19 protein-coding genes are annotated in these 19063 nt (G+C 45.0%); 8 read left to right on the top strand and 11 right to left on the bottom strand.

Annotated features, from left to right (window positions below):
- Window positions 1-18: 18 nt before the first annotated feature.
- The 8 genes from DBZ36_RS12435 to upp form a co-directional block, all read right to left on the bottom strand.
- A complete protein-coding gene (locus tag DBZ36_RS12435) occupies window positions 19-420 on the bottom strand; it encodes a GFA family protein (RefSeq protein WP_120355270.1) in 402 nt (133 codons plus the stop codon).
- 12 nt (window positions 421-432) lie between these two features.
- Window positions 433-933 carry a GNAT family N-acetyltransferase gene (locus tag DBZ36_RS12430; RefSeq protein ID WP_120355269.1) on the bottom strand — a complete coding sequence of 167 codons (501 nt, stop codon included), beginning with the start codon at window positions 931-933 and terminating at the stop codon, window positions 433-435.
- A gap of 2 nt (window positions 934-935) precedes the next feature.
- The gene (locus tag DBZ36_RS12425; protein ID WP_120355268.1) at window positions 936-1340 is read right to left on the bottom strand and encodes a GFA family protein; all 405 of its coding nucleotides are present in this window, start codon (window positions 1338-1340) and stop codon (window positions 936-938) included.
- A gap of 25 nt (window positions 1341-1365) precedes the next feature.
- Window positions 1366-1683, bottom strand: a complete 318-nt coding sequence (locus DBZ36_RS12420) for a heavy metal-binding domain-containing protein (RefSeq protein WP_120355267.1) — start codon at window positions 1681-1683, stop codon at window positions 1366-1368.
- Window positions 1684-1785: 102 nt separating this feature from the next.
- Window positions 1786-2259 (bottom strand): GNAT family N-acetyltransferase, encoded by a 474-nt coding sequence (locus tag DBZ36_RS12415; RefSeq protein WP_120355266.1) that lies wholly within the window; start codon window positions 2257-2259, stop codon window positions 1786-1788.
- 49 nt (window positions 2260-2308) lie between these two features.
- Window positions 2309-3007, bottom strand: coding sequence for a DnaA inactivator Hda (gene hda / locus DBZ36_RS12410; protein ID WP_325049095.1), 699 nt, complete (start codon window positions 3005-3007; stop codon window positions 2309-2311).
- A 64-nt stretch (window positions 3008-3071) separates the two neighbouring features.
- On the bottom strand, window positions 3072-4070 hold the full coding sequence (locus DBZ36_RS12405; protein WP_120355264.1) for a DUF2066 domain-containing protein: 999 nt from the start codon (window positions 4068-4070) through the stop codon (window positions 3072-3074).
- 6 nt (window positions 4071-4076) lie between these two features.
- Window positions 4077-4703 carry a uracil phosphoribosyltransferase gene (upp, locus tag DBZ36_RS12400; RefSeq protein ID WP_120355263.1) on the bottom strand — a complete coding sequence of 209 codons (627 nt, stop codon included), beginning with the start codon at window positions 4701-4703 and terminating at the stop codon, window positions 4077-4079.
- Between the two features lie 128 nt (window positions 4704-4831).
- Between upp and purM the strand changes: the two genes are divergently transcribed.
- The 3 genes from purM (at window position 4832) to DBZ36_RS12385 (ending at window position 7687) form a co-directional block, all read left to right on the top strand.
- Entirely contained in the window at window positions 4832-5875 is a 1044-nt protein-coding gene (gene purM / locus DBZ36_RS12395; protein WP_120355262.1) for a phosphoribosylformylglycinamidine cyclo-ligase, read from the top strand.
- Window positions 5876-5898: 23 nt separating this feature from the next.
- A complete protein-coding gene (gene purN, locus DBZ36_RS12390) occupies window positions 5899-6540 on the top strand; it encodes a phosphoribosylglycinamide formyltransferase (RefSeq protein WP_120355261.1) in 642 nt (213 codons plus the stop codon).
- A gap of 166 nt (window positions 6541-6706) precedes the next feature.
- Window positions 6707-7687, top strand: a complete 981-nt coding sequence (locus DBZ36_RS12385; protein WP_120355260.1) for an aldo/keto reductase — start codon at window positions 6707-6709, stop codon at window positions 7685-7687.
- 71 nt (window positions 7688-7758) lie between these two features.
- Here DBZ36_RS12385 and DBZ36_RS12380 read toward each other — a convergent pair whose 3' ends face one another.
- Both DBZ36_RS12380 and lpcA read right to left on the bottom strand, forming a co-directional pair.
- On the bottom strand, window positions 7759-8532 hold the full coding sequence (locus DBZ36_RS12380; RefSeq protein WP_120355259.1) for a class II glutamine amidotransferase: 774 nt from the start codon (window positions 8530-8532) through the stop codon (window positions 7759-7761).
- Between the two features lie 2 nt (window positions 8533-8534).
- Window positions 8535-9134 (bottom strand): D-sedoheptulose 7-phosphate isomerase, encoded by a 600-nt coding sequence (gene lpcA / locus DBZ36_RS12375; protein ID WP_233558131.1) that lies wholly within the window; start codon window positions 9132-9134, stop codon window positions 8535-8537.
- A gap of 250 nt (window positions 9135-9384) precedes the next feature.
- On the opposite strand from lpcA, the gene fadE reads away from it, so the two are divergent.
- The 4 genes from fadE to DBZ36_RS12355 all read left to right on the top strand — a co-directional run bounded on the left by fadE (window position 9385) and on the right by DBZ36_RS12355 (window position 17397).
- A complete protein-coding gene (gene fadE, locus DBZ36_RS12370) occupies window positions 9385-11835 on the top strand; it encodes an acyl-CoA dehydrogenase FadE (protein ID WP_120355258.1) in 2451 nt (816 codons plus the stop codon).
- Window positions 11836-12146: 311 nt separating this feature from the next.
- A complete protein-coding gene (locus DBZ36_RS12365; RefSeq protein ID WP_120355257.1) occupies window positions 12147-13277 on the top strand; it encodes an efflux RND transporter periplasmic adaptor subunit in 1131 nt (376 codons plus the stop codon).
- A gap of 9 nt (window positions 13278-13286) precedes the next feature.
- Window positions 13287-16439, top strand: coding sequence for an efflux RND transporter permease subunit (locus tag DBZ36_RS12360; protein WP_120355256.1), 3153 nt, complete (start codon window positions 13287-13289; stop codon window positions 16437-16439).
- Between the two features lie 274 nt (window positions 16440-16713).
- Window positions 16714-17397, top strand: a complete 684-nt coding sequence (locus tag DBZ36_RS12355) for a hypothetical protein (protein ID WP_120355255.1) — start codon at window positions 16714-16716, stop codon at window positions 17395-17397.
- Between the two features lie 99 nt (window positions 17398-17496).
- On the opposite strand, the gene DBZ36_RS12350 is transcribed toward DBZ36_RS12355, so the two are convergent.
- A complete protein-coding gene (locus DBZ36_RS12350; RefSeq protein ID WP_120355254.1) occupies window positions 17497-18036 on the bottom strand; it encodes a manganese efflux pump MntP in 540 nt (179 codons plus the stop codon).
- A 236-nt stretch (window positions 18037-18272) separates the two neighbouring features.
- Between DBZ36_RS12350 and DBZ36_RS12345 the strand changes: the two genes are divergently transcribed.
- Window positions 18273-18932 (top strand): NAD(P)H-dependent oxidoreductase, encoded by a 660-nt coding sequence (locus DBZ36_RS12345; RefSeq protein WP_120355253.1) that lies wholly within the window; start codon window positions 18273-18275, stop codon window positions 18930-18932.
- Window positions 18933-19063 lie beyond the last annotated feature (131 nt).

Raw genomic sequence — 19063 nt, 5'->3', positions numbered from 1 at the left:
AAGGTCAGCACTACAGGTTTATACTGGGGGCATTTCATCAAATTGGACGACACCTTCAGGTATCAACTCCCAAGCGGCTTTAGAACCCACAAATATATGCCGACTAATGGATACTTTGGGGTCGCCATTCACACACCCCAGAGTAACGCCGTGAACTTGGTCCTTAAAAACACCCGTTAAGGTAGATCCACACTTGGAGCAAAACTGAAGACCAAAACCATGCTCTCCCACGTAGGATGTTAATAATTGTTCGCCCGTCACCCATGAAAATTCGTGTGCGCGTACCACAGCATAAGCAGATGCTTGAGCGCTGAAGGCTTTTCGACAACGCGAACAATGGCACGAACGCGCATCATGCAGACCACCTTTAACTTGGTAACGTATTGAGCCGCAAAAACACTCACCAGTAATATCACTCATGATTGTAATTCCTCAGATTGATTCATGATCTTTCTCCCAGCGCATATAGATTTGAGCCTCATCCATTGACGTTTGATAAAACCCCGCGCGCAAATATGTATTTAAAGCAGCTTGATTATGTGGATAGACGTCCAAACACAAGGCTTTATGACGCGGGAAGTAAAGACTCAAGTATTGCTTGGCTAATGCCAGTAGGCCCTGAGCAACGCCCTGACCTTGCACACTTCGACAGACATACATTTGAGTAATGGTCAGCAGGCTAGAATCATTGGCCGTTAAGGCGCATATGCCAAGCAATTGATTGTCGTTAAAAGCGCCTAGCATGCGCGCATTACAGCTACTTTGTTCAATATGTTCTTCAAAATAGAGCTTTTCCAGCTTTTTTTGTTCTACATAGTTAGAACCAAAACATTGCGGATATTCTTTAAGACTCTTTAAACGAAGGGCTCGATAGTTAGCGCTCTCAAAGGGCAGTAATTCACGAAAATCGAGAGCGGTTGCATCAGCTGCCAATGTTAGTCACGCCCTTGTGGGTAGCTTGGCAACTTGGGCAGCAACTGACTCCAGTTAGCTTTATTATGGGTATAAATTTGAGCATCAATCACAACCGGAATATCCTCATCAAAACAGCTAATAGCTATTTCGAGATCGTTTGCTTCGCTTCCCTTACTTTTAAAACCTAAACTTGAGCCACAAACCAAACAAAAACAGCGAACTGTGCCGTTGGCTGCCGTAAAATGGGTAAGTAAGTGCTCACCGCTATGCCATTGTAAGCCACTAACACTCACCAGTGTACCAAAGGCAGCACCATGAAATTTACGGCACATGCTACAGTGGCAATTAGCGGCTAATGAGCTAAATCCGCTAACGCTAAAGCTAATCTGCGAACACAAACATGAGCCTTGATATCGTTTGGTCATGGCTGTAATTCCTTAGTGCGTAGAACTAATCTTTAAGTGTAACCGCTGTACCAAAGACCATAATCTCAGACGAACCATCCATAATGGCACTGGTGGTGAAGCGGATCCCAACGACGGCATCAGCGCCTTTGTCATGAGCACTGGCAACTAAGCGCTCCACTGCCACGTCGCGCGCATCGGTGAGCATTTCTGTGTAGCCGCGGATTTCTCCACCGACGATGCTTTTTAAGCCCGCCATAAAATCGCGACCAATGTGCTTAGACTGAACAACATTACCAGTCACCACGCCGCATATCGCATCAATTTCACGTCCAGGAATGCTGTCAGTTGTAGAATAAATCATGCTTTTCTCCATCAATTTAGTTGAGGTAATACGTAGATACCTAAGCGCTAACTTTAGCGTCTGGCTGCTTTGGCTAAACTTTGATTCTAGTTTCTATGAAAACTAACCAAGCTTAAAGCTCAAAATATGCTGAGGCCCAACCGGTCCACCGAGATGCAAGTTGCCATGGTCTACAAAACCGCACTTCACATAACAGTTATATGCCGGCTTATTTCGGCAGTTTACGGTCAAGTATAGCGATTCAAAGCTCGAGTAAGCTTGCTGAGCATAGCTGGGAAGTTGTAGTAATGCTTGCTGAGCAAACCCTTTGCCTTGATGACCTTGGTCAATGAGCAGCGAGCGTATACCTAGGGCCCGTTCAGGAGAAAAGTCATTGTTCGTTGAAAATCCGAGATCAAGGATAAAAAAGCCCACCACTTGCGAGTCAGCGATGATCACATGCGGATGCTGCTGGCTATTTAATTCGGCAATGCGTTGGGGAACATTAGCTGCTGTAAACTGTTGCTGCTCCGGCATCACACTCAGTTTTGCAACATCATTTACTCTAAGCGCGGTGTACTTCTCAATGACTACCATGTTTATCCGTAATGGTGTGCTTGTTAAAAACGCTTAGCCTTTATAAAAACTAGAGGCTTAAGCTTTCTTTTACAAACGGCAAGGTTAACTTGCGCTGCGCTTGAATAGAGGCTTTATCGAGTTCATCAAGATGACTAATCAGGGTTTTCATATCTCGCGATAACCGTTTTAGCAGGTACTTTGCCACGTCCAACTCAAGCTTCATGCCGCGTTGATCGGCTCGCATTTGCAAGGCCTGTACTTTTTGAGCGTCGTTTAGCTCATTTACTTTGTAGCTTAAGCCCCAATTAACCCGAGACTCAAGATCGGCAAGTTGCAATCCAAGTTGATTCACCGGAGCCGAACCTGAAATGACAAGAGGCGCTGGCGAGTCGAGCTCTAAACGGCGATTATAGAAATCAAACAGTGCTTCTTCCCAAATGGGTTGCCCTGCGATGGCGTCTAAATCGTCGAAACAAACGAGTGCCACATTTTCTAGTCCCTCTAACACCAGAGGTGACATTTGGTCAAAACGTCGCAATGGCAAATACGCTGTTGCTAGGTTCTTTTGACTTAATAGCGCACAACAGGCATGCAACAGATGGCTACGCCCACTGCCAGGTTTTCCCCAGATGTAGGTCGCTTGGGTTAAATCTTGATCAGCTAAACCCAACAATTGATCAAGCAATTGCTGATTATCACCAGCGAAGAAACTATCAAAAGTTTCATCATCAGGTAGATGGACGGCGAGCGACAGCTGAGAGTTCAAGATAAGATCGAATCAAGCTAATAAAATATGCAGGTATTGTATCAGCTTGATCCGTGTTAAAAAACTACTGGAACACGAAGTGGTATTGATCTGCTGGATCCGCAGCCAATCGAGGCTCTAAATCGAGTACTTTTTGCAACTCTGTCCAAGAACCAATCAATTTCAATTCAAAACTAACTGAGTTACTGGTCTTGTTGAGCATGGTTAATTGCGAAATCGCTGTTTGCGAGCGCAAAAACTGCTCAAGTTGCAGTAACTTATTCAGGTTATCCACTTGCGTAACTTTGATGACTAAGGCTTCTTCGCTTGCGCTTTGCTTAATTAACTCGCCAAAGTGCTCCACCATCTGTGCGTGAACTTTTACAATCGTGTCATCAAAAACCAAGGCATTTGGGCCTTGCACTTGACCGCGTAGCACTGTTTCCAAACTCTCCGTTTCAACAATGCGCCACTGTATTTCACTATCACTGGCCCCTTCAAATTGTTTGATGACCAGCATTAACGGTAAACCATAACGCGCGGCAACTTTGGCCATATTCGAGTCAAAACCGCCCCATACATCATTAGCATCGAGCAACATCAAATCTTCTAAGTCATATACTGGTAGCAAGACATTAAGCCCAAGATCCTGCATTTGCGCATCAAAGTCTGGACTAAAGGTTGAGAGCTCACTCTGAGAATAAAGCTTACGCTGAAGCTGCTTTGACTCGGCGACGTAAAACATCAGCATACTTGGGCGTGCACTGCCCCAGTATTTGATCTCAGCTTGACGCAGTAAGGTTTCAACTTTTTGACCATCAAAACCAATAACCCGCTGTTTGTCTATCGTTGCAGAGCTTAAAACTAAGGCTTCAACCTCAGATTGGGCTTTACTTAATATCTCCGCGCGGTTCAGGTTATCATCGGCGCTTAAACGCAATATCAATTGAGCGAAAGCTTGTTTTTGGTCTTGCTCTAAGTTTTGGCTTTGCGCAACATTTACTTGGTAAAAGTCTTGCGCTGCCAAGGGCAAGCTATGCAGCGCAAAGCTGCATAGTAGGATAGTCAATAGTTTAGTCATCATTGCTACTTACTTGGTGCCAAAGATTTTGTCGCCTGCATCACCCAAACCTGGAATGATGTAGCCTTGTTCATTTAGATGGCTATCAATTGACGCTGTATAAAGCTCGAGATCTGGGTGTGCTTTTTCTAGTGCAGCGATACCTTCAGGAGCTGCAACCAATACCAACACCACAATATGTTTACAGCCAGCCTTTTTGAGCAGGTCAATGGTTGCAATCATGGAACCGCCAGTGGCCAACATTGGGTCAACTACAAGTGCCAAACGCTCGTCAATTGAACTGACCAACTTATCAAAGTAAGGCACAGGTTCGAGGGTTTCTTCATCACGATAAATACCAACCACACTGGTTTTTGCCGACGGCATATGTTCTAGAACGCCATCCATCATGCCCAAACCAGCACGAAGAATTGGAACAACCGTGGCCTTTTTACCTTTGATTTGCTCAACTTGTACGGGACCGTTCCAACCATCAATTTCAATTGATTCCATTTCTAAATTGGCAGTCGCTTCATAGGTCAACAGACTTGCAACTTCGCGAGCTAACTCACGAAAACGCTTGGTTGAGATGTCGCCTTCTCGCATTAAACCAATTTTGTGACGGATTAGAGGGTGTTTCACTTCAACAACTTTCATGGGGGATCCTTAGCATAGGTAAACACGCGTATTCTAATCGATTTTCAGCGCAGTTCCTAAAATTCTGTTCGAGGGATGCAATCACTGCTAAAATACCGCCGATTTTTGGCTATCAACAAGGTACTGACGTGGAAAAACAAGATTCGTCCCTAAGTTACAAAGATGCTGGCGTAGATATTGATGCTGGAAACGCATTAGTTGAGCGCATTAAAGGTGTTGTCAAGAAAACACACCGACCTGAAGTAATGGGTGGGCTAGGTGGATTTGGAGCTTTATGCCAACTGCCTACAAAATACCGAGAGCCGCTATTAGTAGCTGGTACAGACGGTGTTGGTACCAAATTACGTTTAGCGATGGATCTTAAAAAGCACGACACGGTAGGGATTGATTTGGTCGCCATGTGCGTCAATGACCTTATCGTTCAAGGTGCTGAACCCCTATTTTTCCTAGATTATTATGCAACTGGAAAATTAGAAGTGGATACTGCGGCGCATGTTGTTGCTGGTATAGGTAAAGGCTGCGAAATTTCTGGTTGCGCATTAATTGGTGGCGAAACAGCTGAAATGCCAGGTATGTACCATGGCGAAGACTACGATATTGCCGGCTTCTGTGTTGGTGTTGTCGAAAAGTCAGAAGTGATTGATGGCTCAAAAGTAGGTGCTGGCGATACAATTATCGCACTTGCATCTAGCGGTCCACACTCAAATGGTTACTCTTTGGTTCGCAAAATCTTAGAAGTATCAGGAGCGGATCCTCAGCAAGCATTCGGCGAGTCGACCCTTGGTGAAACTCTACTTACTCCAACACGTATTTATGTGAAATCAGTACTCGACTTGCAATCTCAAGTTGACGTGCATGCGATTTCTCATATCACCGGCGGTGGTTTTTGGGAAAACATTCCACGGGTTCTGCCAAAGAACACCAAAGCAGTGGTTGATGAAAGTTCTTGGCAGTGGCCTGAAATTTTCAATTGGCTACAACAAGCAGGGAATGTTAGCCGCGAAGAAATGTATCGTACCTTTAACTGTGGTGTTGGCTTAATTATCGCACTACCGCAAGACCAAGCTGACAAAGCCCTCGCCATATTAGCTGAGCACGGTGAGAAAGCATGGGTTATTGGCCAAATTGCTGATGCAGCAACAGACGAAGCACAAGTTGAAATTAACGCTTAACTTCGCCTAAGTATGGATACGCTATGTCAACAGCAGTAACAAAAATTGCAGTGTTGCTTTCGGGAAACGGAAGCAATCTGCAAGCTTTCTTAGATAGCACTTTGCGCGACAATATTGCTTTGGTGATCAGTAATAAAGCTGATGCCTTTGGTTTGCAACGTGCGATCGATGCAAACATAGAGCATTGCTTTATCGACCCTAAAGTCTTTGAAAATCGCGAACAGTTTGACGCGGCAATCGCAGAAAAACTCAATAAAGCGGACATCGACTTGGTCATACTGGCCGGATACATGCGCATATTAAGCGATGAATTTGTGGCTGAGTTTGAAGGACGAATGATCAACATTCACCCTTCATTGTTACCCAAATATCCAGGTTTGAATACTCATCAGCGAGCCATCGATGCTGGCGACGATACCCACGGTTGCAGCGTGCACTTTGTCACTCCAGAACTCGATGCTGGGCCGGTGATACTTCAAGCCAAGGTTCCAGTATTTGAAGGCGACGATGCAGATGAACTTCGCGCACGCATTCAAGTTCAAGAGCATTTGATTTACCCAATGGTAGCTCAATGGTTTTGTCAAAATCGGCTAAGCATGCAAGACGGACAAGCCTACTTAGACGGCAACGTTCTACCAGATGCCGGTTACGCCAACGAAGAATAGCCCCCCCAAAAGGCCTGATAAAACAGGCTTTTTTTCTTATTCCCCTCTAATTTATTTGCTCAGATATCAACCACTGCCTTTTAATCAAAATCTTAGTCTAGACAACAGTTTTGAGTTATCTAAGTTGCTAAGCTTAGCGAACTTCAACTTCCATCGAGGATTATCGATGCAATACAGAACTTTAGGCCGTAGTGGCTATCGCGTAAGTGAAATTGGGCTCGGATGTTGGCAGCTCGGCAATGATTTTGGCTCGCTTGAGCAAGACCAAGCACAGGCAATTTTAGACATGAGCCAGCAACAAGCGGTAAATTTTCTTGATACAGCGGATGTCTATGGAGGTGGTCTTAGTGAGCAACGCATAGGCGGTTGGCTCAAGACTCAGCCAAAGCAGCCTTATGTAGTTACTAAAGTCGGCCGTGATGGCGCGTTATTCCCCGATGGCTACACTAAAGCTAAAGTGGCCAAAAGTCTCAACGATTCAGCACAGCGACTTGGCGTAGACTGCATTGACTTGGCCCAGCTACATTGTGTGCCCCGCGATATTCTATTTGATGGCGAACTACTGAGCTGGATGGAAGATTTCCAAAAAGAAGGACTGATCCATCATTTTGGTGCCAGTGTAGAAATGATAGACGAGGCGGTGTTTTGCGCCGAACAACCAAAGCTCAGCAGCATTCAGATCATTTTTAATATATTCCGCCAAGATGCCGTAGAGCAACTATTTCCTAAAGCTCAGGAAAACAATGTCGGTATTATTGTCCGCCTCCCCCTAGCTTCCGGTTTACTTAGCGGCAAAGCTAGCTCACAGCGTGTATACGCTGACAACGACCATCGAAACTACAATAAAGACGGCGCAGCTTTTCATGTTGGCGAAACCTTTAACGGCATCCCTTTTGCTAAAGGCTTAGAATTAGTTGAAGCACTTAAAGGCTACTTACCAACGGGGATGACAATGCAACAGCTAGCCTTGCGCTGGATTTTGGATCACCGCGCGGTAAGCAGCGTTATTGCCGGGGCTTCAAGTGCCCAGCAGTTACAAGCTAATGCGCTATGTAGTGAGTTACCTCCCTTGCCAAGCGAACTGCATGAACAGCTAAGCCAATTTTACTTTAGCGAGGTCCGCCAGCATATTCGAGGTGGGATTTAGAGCGAAACAGACAACAAGAACACAAAGGAAGTAAGTTATGACTTACTTCCTTCTAATCAAACTGCAATAGCTTAGCGCTGGGCCAACAATACCCCGTCATGGAACAACACCGCATCGCCTGAATTCATTTTGTGCCATTGTTCGTTTACGGTTAACGGTTGCGTAGCAATCACCGTTACCACGTCATTGGGCGTAGTTTCTTCTTGGAAGTCAATGGTTACATCAGCGTCGCACAACTGCGCTTTTCCAAAAGGTGCCTTACGTGTTATCCAATGTAAATTATTACTGCAATAGGCAAACACATAGTCACCATTGCTCAGTAGCATATTGAATACGCCCAGTTCTTGTAGGCGCTTACCGCAGCGATGCACAAGTTCAAATAACTGTTGAACATCGGTGAAGCCATGGGGAAACTCATGTTGAAACTGATGTAAAATCCAGCAAAACGCCAGTTCACTGTCTGTTTCACCCACCGGTGTAAACATGCCAGTGTCTAAGGCATCATAATCGCTAAGTTGACCATTATGAGCATAGGTCCAGTTTTGCCCCCACAATTCGCGAGTAAACGGATGAGTATTCTCTAAGGCAACGTGACCTCGATTGGCTTGGCGAATATGACTGATAACCGCTTTACTCTTGATCGGAAATTCTCGAACGAGCTCGGCGATTTTAGACTGACAACTAGGCTGCGGATCTTTAAAACTACGACAGCCTTTACCTTCATAAAAAGTAATCCCCCAGCCATCAACATGCGGTCCAGTGACACCGCCGCGCTGCACCAAACCAGTAAAGGAAAAACAGATGTCAGTAGGCACATTGGCACTCATGCCTAGTAATTCGCACATACTTAAGCTTCCTGAGCCAACATTAGCTTTTCAATAAGCTGAATGAGAATATGAATAACTTTAATGTGGACCTCTTGCACCCGATCGGCATAGCCCATGTGCGCAACTCTTACCTCTACATCGGCAAGGCCGGCCAATTGACCGCCGTCTTTACCGGTTAGCAATACAACTTTCATCTGCTTTTTACGCGCGGCTTCTACGGCCTTAATGATGTTTTTGGAGTTACCACTGGTGCTGATGCCAAACAACACATCGCCAGATTGACCCAAGCCTTCGATATAACGTGAAAATACGAAATCGAATCCAAAATCGTTACTCACACAACTCATATGACTCGGATCTGAGATAGCGATGGCTGGATAAGCTGGACGGTTTTCGCGATAGCGGCCGGTTAACTCTTCCGCGAAATGCATAGCGTCACAATGAGAGCCGCCATTACCACAGGCTAAAACCTTACCACCAGCCTGAAAACTTGTTGCTAAGGTTTGAGCGGCCTGCTCAATAGCCAACAGATTAGACTTATCGGCTAGAAAGTTGTTTAAGACTACAGCCGCTTCTTGAAGTTCGCTTTTTATGATTGATTGCATGACATTAATTCGCATTGAGAAATTGCTCTTACTATAACCTCTGCCAAGATCTCATGCCATATCGAAGCCTAAATTGTGCTTGAAATCACTATTTCAACAATCAAGGCCCATCAATGTCGGCAGCTAAGTATTTGTAACGTAAGGAAGTGGCGTAATTTGTGAGTAAATTGAGTGTTATTTTTTTGTGAATGACTTGCTAATGGATGGGTCTTGAATCTACAATACTGGTTAGAGGTCTGACCTCTTAAAATTATAAGGAGATAATATGTTCACTACCCTCACCCTCATTGGAACCCTCATTGTTTTGGGAGTTATGTCTTACCACCGCGCTTCATTGCTGGCATTTAGTATCGCGGCTTTAGTGATTACTGCTGCTGTTTCAGCACTATTCTCAGTGCATGAACTTACTTGGGTTTTCTTGGTATTGTTCATCGCCGTGCTCAATGTACGCGCATTACGCCAAAGCCTAATCACCAAACCATTGTTTAAAGCCTTTAAAGGTGTCATGCCTGAAATGTCTCGCACTGAGCGCGAAGCCATAGAAGCTGGTACCACCTGGTGGGAAAGTGATTTATTTCGCGGTGCTCCCGATTGGCGTAAGCTTCACAGCTACCCAGCGCCTCGTCTTAGTGCCGAAGAACAAGCCTTTATGGATGGCCCCGTAGAAACCGTATGTAAAATGGTCAACGAATGGGAAATTTGCCATCGTGACGCTGACTTATCTCCTGAGATTTGGCAATACCTAAAAGATGAAAAATTCTTCGCCATGATCATCAAAAAAGAATATGGCGGCCTTCAGTATTCTGCATATGCGCAATCACGTGTACTTCAAAAGCTTAGTGGCGCTTCAACGGTTCTTTCTAGCACCGTCGGTGTTCCAAACTCCTTAGGCCCTGGTGAGCTGCTACAACACTATGGCACTAAAGAACAACAAGACTACTACCTACCGCGCCTCGCCACTGGTTTAGAAATTCCGTGTTTTGCCCTCACCAGCCCAGAAGCTGGCTCTGATGCCGGCGCGATCCCAGATACAGGCATCGTCTGTATGGGTGAATGGGAAGGCGAGCAAGTGCTTGGAATGCGCATCACTTGGAACAAACGCTACATAACGCTTGCACCTGTTGCGACAATTTTAGGACTTGCGTTCAAATTGGAAGACCCCGAAGGATTGCTAGGTGGTGAAGAGCACTTAGGAACAACTTGTGCTTTAATCCCAACCGATATCGAAGGCGTAGAAGTGGGTCGTCGTCACTTCCCGCTTAACGTACCATTTATGAATGGTCCAACCTCAGCTAACGATCTGTTTGTGCCTATCAGCTTCATTATTGGTGGCCAAAAAATGGCGGGTCAAGGTTGGCGTATGCTGGTCGAGTGTCTCTCTGTTGGCCGCGGTATTACGCTGCCATCGGCTTCAACAGGTGCCACCAAAACCGCAGCCTTAGCAACCGGTGCTTACGCTCGAATTCGTCGTCAGTTCAAACTACCCATTGGTAAAATGGAAGGCATTGAAGAACCGCTAGCACGCTTGGCTGGTAATGCTTACATGATGGATGCCGCCTCAAAGCTAACGGTTACCGGTATTGATTTAGGCGAAAAACCCTCGGTAATCTCAGCAATCGTTAAGTATCATCTAACCCATCGCGGTCAACGTTGTGCTATCGATGCGATGGATGTTGTGGGTGGTAAAGGCATTTGTTTAGGTCCGAATAATTTCCTAGGTCGTTCTTATCAAGGCGCACCAATTGGCGTGACGGTTGAAGGGGCAAATATTCTAACTCGCAGCATGATTATTTATGGTCAAGGCGCTATTCGCTGTCATCCATATGTACTCAAAGAAATGCAAGCTGCGGCCAACCCTGATGCAGAACTTGGCCTAAAAGATTTTGATAATTCTCTGTTTAGCCACATTGGTTTTGCCATTAGTAACTTTGCACGTAGTCTTTGGTTTGGATTGGGGGGATGGCGTTTTATCTCTGCTCCTCAAAAAGACCAAACTGCCCAGTACTATCGTCAAATTACGCGATATAGCACCCATCTTGCACTATTGTCTGATGTAGCTATGGCGACACTAGGTGGTAACCTAAAACGTAAAGAGCGTGTTTCTGCTCGTTTAGGTGATATTTTGAGTCAAATCTACCTAAGCTCTGCTACCTTGAAACGCTATGATGACGATGGCCGTAACGTAGCAGATTTACCACTACTGCATTGGTCAATTCAGGACGCACACTTCCAAATGCAACAAGCAACCGATGAACTATTGCGTAACTTCCCAATTAAGATCGTGGGCAAGTTAATGCGCTTAGTTATTTTCCCATTGGGTATGAGCTTTGAAAAACCAAGCGATAAACTAGACCATACGCTTGCGCAAATTCTGCAAACCCCTAGCGAAACCCGTGACCGTCTCGGTAACCTACAGTACCTTAGCCGTGATGAAGGCAACCCGGTTGGTATGCTAGAGCAAGCTTTGGACGATATGTTACTTGCAGAGCCAGTCTACGATAAGCTTTGTAAAGCAGCAGGCAAACGCTTTGTATTTATGTATCTCGATCGCTTGGCGCAACGCGGCCTTGATAATGATTGGATCACCGAAGATGAAGCTAAAATCCTACAACGTGCGGAAGTTGGTCGATTACGTACCATTAATGTCGACGACTTTGATCATGATGAATTGGTAGCTGGACGCCAGCCAGTTGTGGCGCAATCCAACGCAGCATAATTGCATAATGATTCACTAATATAAGCCGCTGCAAATCAGCGGCTTTTTTAGTTGCTCGGCAACATAAAATCAAATAATCGTACTTCCTTCCCAACATACTTAGCCTTCCTCCGATTTCAGTAATCACTAAAATGTCAACATTAGCATTACTATTGGTAAATTTTTAGGTATATTCCTCGCTCACCATTGTTACGACTGTGCATAAAAATGCATAAACTTGGGTCGCTACGGCAAGGAAAGCAACTACACATACAACGTAGGTAAAAGGAACGATAAGCACGGCCCTCTATTATTTATAGGGGAACACCTTCATGCAAATACGCTCTATGTTAACCAGAGCTTTTCCAATCCTAGTTTTATTCTTGGCAGCTTGTGATAATAACTCTCAAAGCAGCTCACAAGCGCCAACGGTATTGGTTAAAACGCAAGTCGTTCAACAAACTCAGTATTCCCCTAGCCAAGAATTTATCGGGCGAATTGAAGCCTACGAAGATGCCGCAATCAGTTCGCAAGTTACCGGTTACCTTCTCGAACAAGCATTTACCGACGGCGAGATCGTTGAGCAAGGTCAGCTTCTATATAAAATTGACCCTGCCGTTTATGAAGCGCAAGTTGCCCAGGCAAAAGCGTCTGTATCTCAAGCCCGCGCAGCAGTTATCAATGCCGAACTCAATTGGGAGCGCGGTAAAAGCTTGCTTCCAAATAATAGTATCAGCCGCGCAGAATTTGATGGTCTTACAGCCCAAAGGGCTAGCGCACAAGCCCAACAAGAAGCGGCGCAAGCCTTATTAAAGAACGCTTTAGTTAGCCTTGGTCATACTGAGATTAGAGCGCCGTTTACTGGACGTATGGGTCGCAGTTTAGTTTCAGATGGTGACCTTATTCGCGCCGGTTCAGGGCAATTAAGTGATTTAGTTAGCCTCGACCCTATTCGAGCTAGTTTTCGAATGTCGGAAAATGAACGCTTGGAGTTTGGCCTAGACAATCGCAATGATTACGCTAAAAAAACTGGCGAGATGGCAAGTGTCGAACTATCACTCAACAATCAAAAAACTTACGCCAAGCGTGGAGTTTTAGATTACATCGGTAACCGTATTGAATTGGCCACCGGCACTATCGAGTTAAGTGCGAACTTTTCCAATCCCAATGAGCAACTTTTGCCAGGGCAGTTTGTAAAGGTTCGGGTAAATGCAAACCAGAGTGAATCAGCTCTAGTTATCCCCCGCAGAGCCGTTCAAAGCGATCTCGAAGGTGAGTTTGTTTTAACGGTTGACCAAGACAATATTTCGACCCGCAAAAATGTGGTTCTGGGTTCTGTAATCGAACAAGGCGTGATCATTCAATCCGGTTTAAATGGTGATGAACAAATTATTACCTCGGGGCTGCAACGTGCCCGCGCGGGAACACCAGTCACTGTGATTAACGACCAAGCTGAAGGTTAAGGAAACGCCATGTTAAGTCGATTTTTTATTCAGCGTCCCAAATTTGCATTGGTCATTTCTATTTTGTTGACCTTAGCCGGATCCATCGCCCTATTTATTATACCTGTAGCTGAATACCCACAGATCAGCCCTCCTTCGGTAAGTGTATCCGCCGTATTCATAGGTGCCAGTGCTGAGACCGTCGAAGAATCTGTTGCCGAAGAAATTGAGTCCGCGGTAAACGGCGTTGAAGACATGCTCTATATGAGCTCCAAAAGTGCTAATGATGGCTCGTATAGTCTTACTATCACCTTTGATATCGGAACCGACCCCGATATGGCCCAGATCAACGTGCAAAACCGCGTTAGTCAAATTGAGTCGAAACTGCCTGCAGAGGTTAGACAACTGGGTATAAGCGTTAAAAAAGTCTCGCCAGATTTACTTATGGTCTTGAACTTTTATTCGCCAAACGGTCATTACGATGACACTTATATCAACAATTACATCAGCTTAAACGTTGAGGACCAACTACAGCGCGTCACCGGGATTAGCGATGTAAACATTGTAAGTGCTGGTGAATACGCAATGCGGGTTTGGACCGATCCGCTAAAAATGGCCAATTTGTCCATCACCAGTACCGACGTACGCAATGCTTTGACTGAGCAAAATGCTCAAGTTGCAGTTGGGTCGATCGGGGCACCACCTAACCGAGCCAATAACGAAGTTCAGTTCAATCTGTTAACCAAAGGGCGCCTTGAAACCGTTGACGAATTTGAGCACGTGGTACTGCGCGCCGCAGATGATGGCTCGACCGTTTATCTTAAAGACGTGGCTCGTGTTGAACTAGGTAAAAAAGGCTACGCTGCATTTGGGGAATATAAAGGCCAAGAAACGGTATCAGTCATCTTAACCTTGCAACCGGGCGCAAATGCTCTTGAGAGCGGTTCTGAACTCAACAAATTAATGCAAGAACTTGGCTCAGCAATGCCTGAAAATTTAAGTTGGGACATTGCTTACGATACAACGTTGTTTGTATCTGAGTCGGTTAAGGGCGTCATTAAAACGCTTATTGAAGCAATCGTGTTGGTGATCTTGGTCACCTATCTATTTTTGGGCAACTGGAGAGCAACCTTGATCCCGGTAGTTGCGATCCCAGTATCATTGATTGGTACCTTCGCAATCATGTTGGCAACCGGATTTACGATTAATACCATTACCTTATTTGGCTTAATTTTGGCCATTGGTATTGTGGTCGACGATGCCATTTTGGTGATTGAAAACGTCGATAGCACCATGAAAAACAACCCAGAACTTCATCCGCGGCAAGCAACGCTGCGCGCGATGAAAGAAGTAACGGGTCCAATCATAAGCTCAACATTAGTGCTACTTGCCGTATTTTTACCGGTAGCAATGCTACCAGGCATTACCGGCGTCATGTACCGTCAGTTTGCACTTACAATTTGTATTTCGGTGGTGATTTCATCCATCAACGCGCTAACCTTATCTCCTGCAATTTGTTCCTTGGTGCTTAAGCAAGGAAACGATAATCAGGCGCGATGGTACAAAGCTTTTAATCGCGGATTAGATTCAGTTACCCATCGTTATGGTCAAGCGGCTGGATTTTTAGTCCGTCGAACCTCGGTGTTACTGGTATTTTTTACCTTAGCACTCGGGGCAGTCATTTGGCTAAACTCCAACATTTCCACTGCCTTTGTACCGCAAGAAGACAAAGGCGGTTTGTTAGTTAATATTCAATTACCCGACTCCGCTTCACTAGAGCGAACTGCTGAAGTTAGCACTGAACTACGCGCTCAAATAGAAGAAGAGCCTGGCGTTGAGGCCGTTACACTGGCAAATGGTTATGGGTTATTGATTGGTGCATTACAATCAAACTCCGCCACCATGTTTATCAAACTTAAAAGCTGGGATGAACGAAACGCATTAGCCGGAGACCATAGTGCTGATGCAATCAGTCAGCGTATCAATAAGCGCGCATTTACCACCATTCAGGACGCCGTTATTTTTAGTTTTGGCCCACCGGCAGTCCCAGGTATGGGGGCAGCCTCTGGTTTTGAGTTTGTATTGCAAGACTCGCTTGGACGTTCGCGAACTGAGCTTGCCCGGGTTATGCAAGAACTAGTTGTTGCCGCTAATCAAGCACCTGAAATTGGTAGTGCATTCACAACGTTCCGTTCTGATGTACCGCATTTCTTTATCGATGTGGATCGCAGTAAAGCCAAACAATTGGGGGTCAATCTAAGTGACGTGTTTTCGACCATGCAAGCAAATCTCGGCTCTTTGTATGTAAACGACTTCACCATGTATGGCCGAAGTTTCCGAGTCACCATTCAAGCCGAAGATGAGTTTCGCTCAAGCTTGGATAATCTGGGGCAATTCCATGTGCGAAGTGGCAACGGCGACATGATTCCACTAAGTACTTTGGTATCGGTAGAGCAAGTTTTTGCACCCGATGTTGCTTGGCGCTACAACATGTATCGCTCGGCAGTACTGCAGGGTCAACCCGCTGACGGATTTAGCTCTGGAGACGCAATCGCTGCCATGGAGCGCGTTGCACAGCAGGTGCTAGAAAACGGCTACCAGTATGAATGGACAGGTATGGCCTTCCAAGAAAAGCAAGCTGGAAACCTTGCCATATTTGCCTTTGCACTCGCCCTGTTGTTTATCTATTTATTCATGGTCGCTCAGTACGAAAGCTGGACAATTCCTTTAGCCATTATTTTGGTGGTCCCGGTCGCCTCATTAGGCTCATTTATTGCGTTAAACTTAGCTGGTTTACCGATGAACCTATATGCGCAAATTGGTTTGGTGTTACTGATTGCCTTGGCCAGTAAAAACGCAATTCTAATCGTCGAATTTGCGCGCTTGCAACGCGATGAGCACGGTCAAGACATAGCCGATGCGGCGGTCAAAGGAGGTACGCTGCGCTTTAGAGCCGTGAATATGACCTCTTGGTCGTTTATCTTTGGCATGATCCCTTTGGTACTTGCCAATGGCGCGGGCCATATAAGTCAAAACTCGCTCGGTGTTTCGCTGATTGGAGGTCTGCTATGCGTGTTATTAGTAGGAACATTCTTCATTCCAGGCTTCTACGCAATGATCCAACGATACCGTGAAAAGTTCCATGGCGGCTCAACGAAACTGATTGAGCTTGAAGACGAATAAGACGCTAAGCAACAACAGGCACTGTGACTCAAACACAGTGCCTTTTTTATTTTTGTGGCCTCGTTTCAAAGCTCACCGATTTTCTCACTCAATGACACTGTCAAAATAAATATAGTATTTACTAAAATATCATTCGCAATTGCAGCGACTTTGGGCATAATGGCGCTGTTTTGCGATTTACGATAAGGACCTCATTTTCTGCCATACTTGGAAGGCTGTGCTGTATAACATCCGTTAGTTTTGTTTGCCAACACCACCCATACCAAGGATCCCAATGTCTATTCGTATTGCCCTACTCATCTGTTTAGTTGCCGCACCAAGCTGGGCCGATCAAAAACACCAAGAAGATCCAACAAAAATCGTCACCAAAATCGGTGTCGGCTACAATGACGAGTTCAGCTTATCAGGCTCGATTGGACTTGATGCAACACGAATGCTGAATGCTCGTATCAATGAGGATGCTAGCGAATGGCGTTTAGGCGGTTCATGGTTGTTCGAATTAGGTATTCTCAATTTTAACTTTAGCCGCTCAGAATACGATGATGGCGGCAGCAAAAATAATTATAGTCTTGGAACCTATGTACCTTTAAGTACCTTTGGCATTGAACCTTATGGTTGGATGATCTTTCCAATGGCAGGTTATAGCTATAATGACGGCGAATTTGCAACGACAACTAGCGATCCAAATCTAGGGCTTGAAACAACCTACATTCCCAATACAAGCCAAGGCGCTTATCTTGGTTTCTTTACCATTAAACCCTTGGCACATGAATTTAGTCTGATGAGCTTTGGTGGTGCGAGTAAGGGTACTGACAATTACGGCGGGTATTGGTTGGGCGCAGGTCTAAGCTATAAAATTAATACCAATCAGTCGGTTAATGGCTATGGTTTTGTTAGTGATGATGACTTTGGTCGCAAACAGAAAATTGGTTTATCTTATAGTTACCAATTTAACTAAAACTCGTATTGTTCCTTAGCTAAATATCTCACTATCTGGCGCTGCCAATAATTGCAAGCAATGGCACCCATGCGCTAGATAGTAAGCCTATCGATTTGCTTAAATTAATAGCATCTTAAAACCTAGTAAGATTAACACTACCCCACCAAAGGCTTCTGCTTTACTTTCTAGCCAAGTACCACTGCGAGCACCAATCACAACCCCCAGAGCACTAAACACAGAGGTGGTTGCAGCAATGATTAAGCATGCTACAAATGGATGGACATCAAGAATTGTTAAACTAAAGCCTGCTGCCATTGCATCAATACTTGTGGCAATGGCAAGTACATAAAGAACCCTGTGGGTGATTTTGCAAATGTCCTCACCAATCTCTTCTTGAAACGATTCATACAGCATTTTTAAACCAATGAGCGCCAATAGCACAAAGGCGATCACATGGGCATACGCTTCAACCCAACTTAACACCCCCTTTCCACCTAAATAACCAACTAAAGGCATAATGCCTTGGAACCCGCCAAAATAAGCAGCGCACCGAATCGCAAGCGAGCGGGTTTGGCTTTGATGCTTAGCTCCTAATCCGATGGATACGGCAAAGGCATCCATACTTAAAGCTAAGGCCAGTACTACAAGTTCTAACATTTACAACATCACTTCTTATCAAAACGCATTAGCCACACAATAATCAGGGCATTTTACCTAGCTTTATTCACTTGCCAAGTAGACGACGACATTAAAATTGTATTATCAAGGCAATAAGCTTTGAACACTCTGATTATGGACATCTACAACCATAATGTTTGGATCATTCGGCACTTTATCCTTATCTATTGAGTCCCTATACTGCGTCCATTATCAAAACCCAATTAGGAAATCACATGTCGCATCCCATTATTAACGACCTTAATGCTCGCTATACCGCTAAAGTTTATGACCCTAGCAAACGTGTGTCGTCGGAAGACATGCAAATATTACTAGAAGCAATTCGTCTATCTGCGTCGTCAATCAACTCCCAACCATGGAAGTTTATCGTGATTGAAAGTGATGAAGCCAAGCAACGCTTTCACGACACCTTTGCAAATAAATTCCAATTTAACCAGCATCACGCAAAAGCCGCATCTCACATTATCTTGTTTGCCAACAACCCTCGCTTCACTAAAGAAGACTATAAGAAAGTGGTTGATGTAGAAGTGAGTTCAGGACACCTTCCGGCAGAAATGTATGACAACATGCTCAACGGTGGCTTCACGTTTGCTGAATCCAATACAGACGCAAGCGGTTTTAACGGCAACTGGACCAAGGCCCAAACCTATATAGCGCTAGGTAACACCTTGCACGTATTAGCTCGTTTAGGAATAGCTTCAACACCAATGGAAGGTGTAGATAAAGAGCTAATCGGTGAAATTTTTGCTAAAGAACTGGGCGGTTTCGAATGTGAATTTGGACTCGCAATTGGTTATCACAAAGACGGCGAAGACTATAACTACGGTTTACCTAAAGCACGCTTACCGCAAGAAGATGTCATTACTGTTTTGTAAAAACGACCTTCGATTTGTATTTCTTCATTAAAAGCTAGGTTCATCCTAGCTTTTGTGTGACAAAACTAGCTTGTGTATATTATGCTCCTCCACACTCATCGAGCCAACTTAGTCCTAACGAGCAAAAACGC

The sequence above is a fragment of the Alginatibacterium sediminis genome (genome assembly GCF_003610775.1).
GTDB classification, from domain to species: domain Bacteria; phylum Pseudomonadota; class Gammaproteobacteria; order Enterobacterales; family Celerinatantimonadaceae; genus Alginatibacterium; species Alginatibacterium sediminis.
The sequence above is the reverse complement of the archived record's forward strand: the minus strand, read 5'-3'. Positions and strand labels throughout refer to the sequence as shown.